At 72.5% G+C, this 7,255-nt stretch carries 9 protein-coding genes and 1 pseudogene; 7 read left to right on the top strand and 3 right to left on the bottom strand.

All coding sequences use genetic code 11. The features are described 5' to 3' along the window. Positions 1 to 371 (top strand): annotated as a pseudogene (locus tag IE274_RS27935) (hypothetical protein); the annotation flags it as partial. Positions 372 to 529: 158 nt separating this feature from the next. Here the strand turns inward: IE274_RS27935 and IE274_RS27930 are convergent. Continuing rightward, the gene (locus tag IE274_RS27930; protein ID WP_190118653.1) at positions 530 to 1,633 is read right to left on the bottom strand and encodes a hypothetical protein; all 1,104 of its coding nucleotides are present in this window, start codon (positions 1,631 to 1,633) and stop codon (positions 530 to 532) included. An 11-nt stretch (positions 1,634 to 1,644) separates the two neighbouring features. Then, entirely contained in the window at positions 1,645 to 2,043 is a 399-nt protein-coding gene (locus tag IE274_RS27925) for a hypothetical protein (protein WP_190118652.1), read from the bottom strand. Between the two features lie 521 nt (positions 2,044 to 2,564). Between IE274_RS27925 and IE274_RS27920 the strand changes: the two genes are divergently transcribed. The 5 genes from IE274_RS27920 (at position 2,565) to IE274_RS27900 (ending at position 6,237) form a co-directional block, all read left to right on the top strand. Then, the gene (locus IE274_RS27920; RefSeq protein ID WP_190118651.1) at positions 2,565 to 2,744 is read left to right on the top strand and encodes a hypothetical protein; all 180 of its coding nucleotides are present in this window, start codon (positions 2,565 to 2,567) and stop codon (positions 2,742 to 2,744) included. Between the two features lie 10 nt (positions 2,745 to 2,754). Continuing rightward, positions 2,755 to 3,048: a Dabb family protein gene (locus IE274_RS27915; RefSeq protein ID WP_190118650.1), complete on the top strand. Its 294-nt coding sequence runs from the start codon at positions 2,755 to 2,757 to the stop codon at positions 3,046 to 3,048. A gap of 219 nt (positions 3,049 to 3,267) precedes the next feature. After that, the gene (locus tag IE274_RS27910; RefSeq protein ID WP_190118649.1) at positions 3,268 to 4,176 is read left to right on the top strand and encodes an RNA polymerase sigma factor SigF; all 909 of its coding nucleotides are present in this window, start codon (positions 3,268 to 3,270) and stop codon (positions 4,174 to 4,176) included. 243 nt (positions 4,177 to 4,419) lie between these two features. Continuing rightward, positions 4,420 to 5,292: an RNA polymerase sigma factor SigF gene (locus tag IE274_RS27905; RefSeq protein ID WP_190118648.1), complete on the top strand. Its 873-nt coding sequence runs from the start codon at positions 4,420 to 4,422 to the stop codon at positions 5,290 to 5,292. Between the two features lie 84 nt (positions 5,293 to 5,376). Further along, positions 5,377 to 6,237 carry a hypothetical protein gene (locus tag IE274_RS27900; RefSeq protein ID WP_190118647.1) on the top strand — a complete coding sequence of 287 codons (861 nt, stop codon included), beginning with the start codon at positions 5,377 to 5,379 and terminating at the stop codon, positions 6,235 to 6,237. A gap of 76 nt (positions 6,238 to 6,313) precedes the next feature. Here the strand turns inward: IE274_RS27900 and IE274_RS27895 are convergent, their stop codons facing one another. After that, on the bottom strand, positions 6,314 to 6,547 hold the full coding sequence (locus IE274_RS27895; RefSeq protein ID WP_087884855.1) for a hypothetical protein: 234 nt from the start codon (positions 6,545 to 6,547) through the stop codon (positions 6,314 to 6,316). 176 nt (positions 6,548 to 6,723) lie between these two features. Between IE274_RS27895 and IE274_RS27890 the strand changes: the two genes are divergently transcribed. After that, complete coding sequence (locus IE274_RS27890) at positions 6,724 to 7,218, top strand: MarR family winged helix-turn-helix transcriptional regulator (protein WP_190118646.1); 495 nt, start codon at positions 6,724 to 6,726, stop codon at positions 7,216 to 7,218. Positions 7,219 to 7,255: the final 37 nt, after the last annotated feature.

Genomic DNA, 7,255 nt, shown 5'->3' with positions numbered 1-7,255 from the left:
GCGCGGGACCGGGTACGCCGTCGGGCGCGGGACCGGGTACGCCGTCGGGCGCGGGGAGCGGCAGCGAGCTGTGGCCCGGCTGTGCGGCGGGGGATCCGGTGTTGTTCGTGGTGCGGCCCGCGGTCGTGCACCGGGGGCAACGGGTGGCTCCGGCCATGGTGTTCACGGGGGTGGTGGAGCGGGACGGGGTGGAGCGGGACGGGGTGGAGCGGGACGGGGTGGAGCGGGACGGGGTGGAGTCCGGAGTGGGGCGGGGCTCGGCGGGGGTGCGTGCCGGGGAGCCGTCCGTGGTGCGGGGGCGGGGGCGGTGGGCTTGGCGGGTGCGGGAGCACCGGGAGCGGCACGGGCAGGACTCGGGCGGGGCGAGCTGAGGTGGGGCGAGGCGAGGTGGGTGGGGCGGGGCGGGTGGGGCGAGGCGGGGTGGGTGGGGCGGGGCGGGTGGGGTGAGGAGAGGTTGGGGGGCGAGGGCGAGGTCAGCGCCCCCGCGCCGGTCCGCCCGCACCGACCCCGCCCGCGCCCCTCCCCGCCCTCACCCCTCCCCGTCCTCCGCCCGCTCCGCCCGCACCAGTCCCACGAACCGCACCAGATGTCCCCCGGCGACCACCACCGCGCCCGCCACCACCACCGCCCGGACCGACGCCGCACCCGCCGTGCCCGTCGCGAGGAGCAACCCCGCCCCCGCGCCCAGCACGACAGCGCCCGCGCTCGCGCCGAAAGCCCACGCCCATGTCGACCACGTCGCCCGTATCCAAGTACCCGACCACGTGCCCGGCCTGGAACCCGCCGACGCCCCGGACCCCCCGCCCCGTACCGAACGCACCACCCGCGCCGCCACCACGAGATGCCCGACCGCCGCCCCCGCAAGCAGCACCGCCGCCACCCCCCGCCCCGTCCGCCCGAAGCCCGGCACGGACGCGATCCCCGCGACGAGCCCCGCCACGGCAGCGGCCACATGGCCGTGGGCCGCGTGGCGGCGGGCCGGGTCGAGGAAGGCCGCGTGGACCAGCCAGGCCAGTTCCCCGGCGAGGCCGAGGGCGGCCGTGCCGATGAGGGTCCAGCGGGGCCCCGGCACCCGCCCCGGGGGTACGCCGACGACCAGGGTGCCGCTCAGGAGGAGGACGATCCCGGCGTGGTAGAAGCCGCGGGTGCGGTCGGCCCAGCGCAGGCTGAGGGTGGCGTGGCCGCGCTGGACGTTGCGCAGCCAGCGGGTCGGCCGCCCGTCGCGCACCTCGCCGGGCCACCACTGGGCCAGCTCCTCGGGCAGGGTGTCGTAGCGGCGGGCCCAGACTGCGGCCTGGACGGCGCCGATCTGGGCGAGGCCGGAGGCGAGGAACAGGGACACCGCCGCGTCCGGCCAGCGGGCGAAGCGGGGCTGGGCCGCGGCGAGGGTCGGCAGGAGCAGCGCGGCCATGGTGAAGCTCGCCCCGGCGAGCAGCGGGGCGGCGAAGCCGCCGAGGCCCTGGATGCTGGCGGCGTACCCGAGCGGGAGCGGCGGCTGCCAGGTGTCGCGCGCGAGCCGCCGCGGCGCCCGCACCGCCCGGCGCGGGGCACCGGCACCGCGCGGGGCGCGCACCCCACGGCCGCGCCGGGCGCGCCGCACCCGGCCTCCGTCCACACCCTGTGGACCACCCACCGCCCCCGCCCTCAGCTCCGGGACCGCGAGCACCCGCGCTCGTGCCGCTCGTCGACCCCGCCGCACTCGGCGCACACCCGCCCGCGCCCCCGGGTGCCGCCGAACTGGAGCAGGCGGGTGCCGCCGGCGCCCGTGCGGGCCGGGGGGACGATCCGGTGGGGGCCGGGGCGCAGGCCGAAGGCACCGCGCAGCAGGCGCACGGCCTGCTCGATGGTGTCGGCGGTCGGCTGGGGATCGGCGGGCAGCGTGAAGTACAACTCGACGCCGTCCGGTGGGTGCAGACTCACGGACTGCAGCGTTCCGCCCATCCGTTCGAAAAGGGCGCGCAGTGTCGGCTCGGCGGCGGGAACGAGAAACCTGGGCAGTTCGTCCGCGGACACGGACAGCCGTACGTGAATGACCATCTGCATGGGATGCATCACCCCCCGTAATACGGACAAGCATACGGACCGGGGGTATTGATCACGAGTGTTCGGCCATTTCGCGGGCGAAGCACCGAAGAAGCGCGCGGGAAGCGCCAAGAAGCACCGAAGAGACACGGAAAAACCCCGGCGCCGCCATGGCGCCGGGGTCTTCTCACGATAGGACGGAGGAAGCGGCATCGGGGGGACAAGCCGCTTCCCCCGATGAGGACCGAACTCTCAAGTCAACGCCGCCACCGGGGGAAGAGGACGGCGCGGACCCCGCAGTGGAGACCGGTCCCGAGCCCGGTGATTCCTGCCAGATCCGCCGGGCTCAGCACCATCCTCCGCCGCCCGCAACCGGAAACGGCCAGGCGAAGGGCCTTCTCCTGTGGGTCATTGGTCCTTAAAAACCTGGTGAGTTCGCGCCACGTTAGACTCGCCCGGCACAAGCGGAACACGGCACTGAGCACAGCACGGAACACGGCACGCGGGGGTACGGGGATGAACGGGCAAGGGGAGGCCACAGCGTGAAGGACCCGAAAAAGATCATTCTTTTCGTCCTCGTGGTGTTCGTCCTGTACGTGATCATCACCGACCCGGCCAAGGCCGCGGACTACGTCCAGGTAGGGTTCGAGGGCATTTCGAACGGCGCCAAGGCCATCGGCGACTTCATGACCTGGGTCGCCAACGGCGGCAAGGACGATTGAGGGAGCACCCGTGATCCGCCATCTGGTCCTCTTCAAGCTCAACGACGGCGTCGAGCGCGACGACCCGCGCGTCGTCGCCGGGGTCAAGGCCTTCGAGGAGCTCGGCGGCATCGTCCCCGAGCTGCGCTTCTGGGAGTGCGCCTGGAACATCTCCGAGCGCCCCATCGCGTACGACTACGCCATCAACTCGGCCGTCGAGGACACCGATGCGCTCACCCGGTACCTGGAGCACCCGGCCCACCAGGCGGGTGTCGGACTGTGGCGCGAGTTCGCCACGTGGGTGATCGCCGACTACGAGTTCTGAGGCCCGCCGCCGCGTTTTCCACGGCCCCGCACCGGGAACGGTGCGGGGCCGTTTCACGTCTTCTGCCCCAACTTGCCCCTCAACACGTGGTTATCGGGTGCTTGCACACAGTGCACATGTCTTGTGATGCTATGACCGCTTTTGACGGATGAGTTGACCGAGGTCGACCGGGCTTGACCGAGCTCGGCCGGACTCGCGGGAGAAGGGGTGGCGTTGACCGTGCCGGCCAGTTCTGCGCCCGAAGCGCCGCCCGCCCAGGCATCCGAGCCGCCGCCCGCCCGGGCCACGGAGCCCCCTGCCGCCCGGGCCCCCGAAGCCCCGCCCGCGCAGGCCACCGAGCCGCCGCCCGCCAAGGCGCCGAGCACCCGGGGTGCCGACACCCGCGCCCTCACCCAGGTCCTGTTCGCCCAGCTCAAGGAGCTCGAACCGGGCACCGTCGAGCACGGCAGGGTGCGCGGCGCGCTCATCGAGGCCAACCTGCCGCTGGTGCGCTACGCCGCCGCCCGCTTCCGCAGCCGCAACGAGCCGATGGAGGACGTCGTCCAGGTCGGCACCATCGGCCTCATCAACGCCATCGACCGCTTCGACCCCGACCGCGGCGTGCAGTTCCCGACCTTCGCCATGCCCACGGTCGTCGGCGAGATCAAGCGGTACTTCCGCGACAACGTGCGCACCGTCCACGTACCGCGGCGGCTGCACGAGCTGTGGGTGCAGGTCACCGGCGCGACCGAGGACCTGACCACGTCCTTCGGGCGCTCCCCCACCACCGCCGAGATCGCCGAGCGCCTGCGCATCACCGAGGAGGAGGTGCTCTCCTGCATCGAGGCCGGGCGTTCGTACCACGCGACGTCCCTGGAGGCCGCGCAGGAGGGCGACGGGCTGCCCGGGCTCCTGGACCGGCTCGGGTACGAGGACCCGGCCCTGGACGGCGTCGAGCACCGCGACCTGGTCCGGCACCTGCTCGTCCAACTGCCCGAGCGGGAACAGCGGATCCTGCTGCTTCGCTACTACAGCAATCTGACGCAGTCCCAGATCAGCGCCGAATTGGGCGTTTCCCAGATGCATGTGTCGAGACTGCTGGCCAGAAGCTTCGCGCGACTTCGGTCCGCAAATCGGATCGAGGCGTAACCGTATCGGGTGGAACAGCCTTTCGGCCGATACCGACGGAGTCGGGGCCGAAAAAGTCTCAGACCCCCTCTTTCCTGCACGGATGTCACCCTCAGTTGTCGACAAGTCACTACAGCGTGTTGCCGACATGTGACATTCTGCTGGAACCGCGTTTGCCGGGGCCCCGCCGCCGGTATTCAGGTGGAGGCTGCGTTCCTTCGACGGGGCGCCGGCCGCGACCGTCCGCGACCTCAAGGGGGTGGCATGTCCGCAGACCAGGGCAGCTCGAAGGTGCTCACGCTCACGCTCGGCAGCGAGAGCGAATCCGCGCCCGACGCGCTCAACGGTTCCGAAGCCGTGACCACGGCGCCGGGACCCATCGACACCCGCACCCTGTCCCGCTCCCTCTTCCTGCGGCTCGCCGCACTCGAACAGGACAGCCCCGAGCGTGCCTACGTCAGAGACACCCTGATCGAGCTCAACCTCCCCCTCGTGCGGTACGCCGCGGCCCGCTTCCGCAGCCGCAACGAGCCGATGGAGGACATCGTCCAGGTCGGCACCATCGGCCTGATCAAGGCGATCGACCGCTTCGACTGCGAACGCGGCGTGGAATTCCCGACGTTCGCGATGCCGACCGTCGTCGGCGAGATCAAGCGCTTCTTCCGGGACACCAGTTGGTCCGTGCGCGTGCCGCGGCGGCTCCAGGAGCTGCGGCTCGCCCTGACGAAGGCCAGCGACGAGCTCGCCCAGCGCCTCGACCGCTCGCCCACGGTGCCCGAACTGGCCGCCGTGCTCGGCGTGTCCGAGGAGGACGTGGTCGACGGCCTCGCCGTCGGCAACGCGTACACCGCCTCCTCCCTCGACTCGCCCGCGCCCGAGGACGACGGCGGCGAGGGGTCCCTCGCGGACCGCCTGGGGTACGAGGACACCGCCCTGGAGGGCGTCGAGTACCGCGAGTCCCTGAAGCCGCTGCTCGCCAAGCTGCCGCCGCGCGAGCGCCGCATCATCATGCTGCGCTTCTTCGCGAACATGACGCAGTCGCAGATCGGCGAGGAGGTCGGCATCTCGCAGATGCACGTCTCCCGGCTGCTCACGCGGACGCTGTCGCAGCTCCGGGAAGGGCTCATCGCCGACTGAGGCGTTCCGTCCAGCCCCTTGCCGGGCGACGCGAACCCTGTTGACAGGGTTCCTAATTGACGGAGCGTCAGCCACACTGGCGCGATGCTTCGTGGTGCGTGGAGTGGCGGACGTGGCCGCCGGGGCGCGATAGCGGGTGCCTCGGCGGTCGTACTGGGTCTGGGCGGCCTGCTCGCCGCGTGCGGCGGCGACGGACGCGACGGCTATGTGGCCACCGGTGCGGCCGGTGGTGTCCCGGAGAAGGGCCCCGGCAAGGGCGTGGGGCCCAGCGGGGACGTGGAGTTCGTACCGCTGGACGGGGAGCCCTCCGGGAAGCCGCCGGGGAAGGGCTCCGGGAAGGCCGGGAGCGGCGCGGCCGACGGCAGCGGTGGCGGCGAGGGCGAGAGCGGCGGCAACGGCCGTCCCTCCGACGGAGGTTCGTCCGGCGCCGACGGCCCGGAGGGGAAGTCACCGGGCAGCAGTACGAGTTCGGGCTCTCCGGACGCGTCGAGCGGGCCGTCGACCGGCCACAGCGGCCACAGCGACGGCGGCAGCGGCGGCAGCGGCGGCGACAACGCCACCCGCCCCGGCCCCCCGAGCGACCCCGGCCCCAGCACTCCCCCGAAGCCCAAGCCGAACCCGAAGCCGAAACCCCCCACCCCCGCCACCCTGAAGGTCGGCGCCCCCCGGCGCGAAGCCGCCGACAAGCGCTGGTGCGAGGACGTGACGCTTACTTTCCGCAACACCGGCGGCACCTCGGTGCGTTCGGGCAGCGTCACCCTCGGTACGCACATCATCGGTGCCCTCGGTGTGGACTGGGGAACCATCGAGGCCACGCGGAAACTCCCGGCGCCCATCAGGGCCGGGAGAACCGTGCGGAAGACTTGGCCGATTTGCGTCGACTGGTGGCGCGTTCCGCTCGGTATGCGGATCGAGACGCGCGACGTCGACGTGCAGTGGAAGTAGCCGCGGCAGCGGAGCGGGCGCAGCTACCGAAGCGGAGTGCACGCAGCCACGGAACGGCTCCGCGCGCGCCGGAGCGCTACTTCAGCGCCAGCCAGGCCACCGCCGCCACGATCACGATCGCCGCGACCACGCCGACGATGAGGCCGATCCGCGGGCCCGCCGGGGCCGCCGCCTGCCGCTGCGCGCGGCCGCCCTGCGGCGGCTCGTCGACGAAGGCGCGGAACATCTGAGTGGAGCCCGCCGGGTCGTGCTGACCGTGCTGGCCCTCGGGGCCCGGGGCGCCCTGCGGTGCATGGGGGTTGTGTGCCATGGGGCAGGACCCTAGCGAATCCCCGCCGCCCGGCCCAACCCCCGCTGACCGGCGACTTTACCTCCGTGGTCCGAGAGCTTTGCCAGCCCTTTAGCCCCTTGGTCCGCTTTTAGTTTGCCTGCGGCAACCAACTGCTTCTATGGTTGCCCTAAGCAACGAAAGTAAGGGCGGGTGCCGTGGCCGCACAGCGTGAATACCAGGAGCTGGCCCGCCAGCTCAGTGCCATCGGCGCCGTGAAGCGCGGCCTCGGCCGCGGCCTGCCCGCCGACTGCCCGGGCGGCTCCGCCGCCGTGCTCACGCTGCTCCAGCGCCACGGCGAGATGCGGATGAGCCGCCTCGCGGAACTCCTCGCCGTCGACATGTCGGTGACCAGCCGTCATGTCGCGCACGTCGCGGAGCGCGGCTGGATCGACCGGGCCCCCGACCCCGCGGACCGGCGCTCGCGCATCCTGCGGCTCACGCCCGCGGGCGAGGCCAAGTTCGCGGAGCTGTCCGAGCTGTCCGTCCGGACGCTCGCCCACTATCTGCACGACTGGTCCGACGAAGACGTCAGGCAGCTCAGCGCGTTGCTCGGGCGCCTGCGGGCCGGCTTCGGGGACTGCCGCGCGGCTTCGGCCCGGCTCCCCGGACCGCCGCACGCGATCGAGGAAACCACCCGTACACCCGCGTAAAGCAAGGAAAAGGAACTCATGGCAACATCCACACCGT

This window comes from Streptomyces flavofungini, from assembly GCF_014650815.1.
Taxonomy (GTDB): domain Bacteria; phylum Actinomycetota; class Actinomycetes; order Streptomycetales; family Streptomycetaceae; genus Streptomyces; species Streptomyces flavofungini.
The sequence above is the reverse complement of the archived record's forward strand: the minus strand, read 5'-3'. Positions and strand labels throughout refer to the sequence as shown.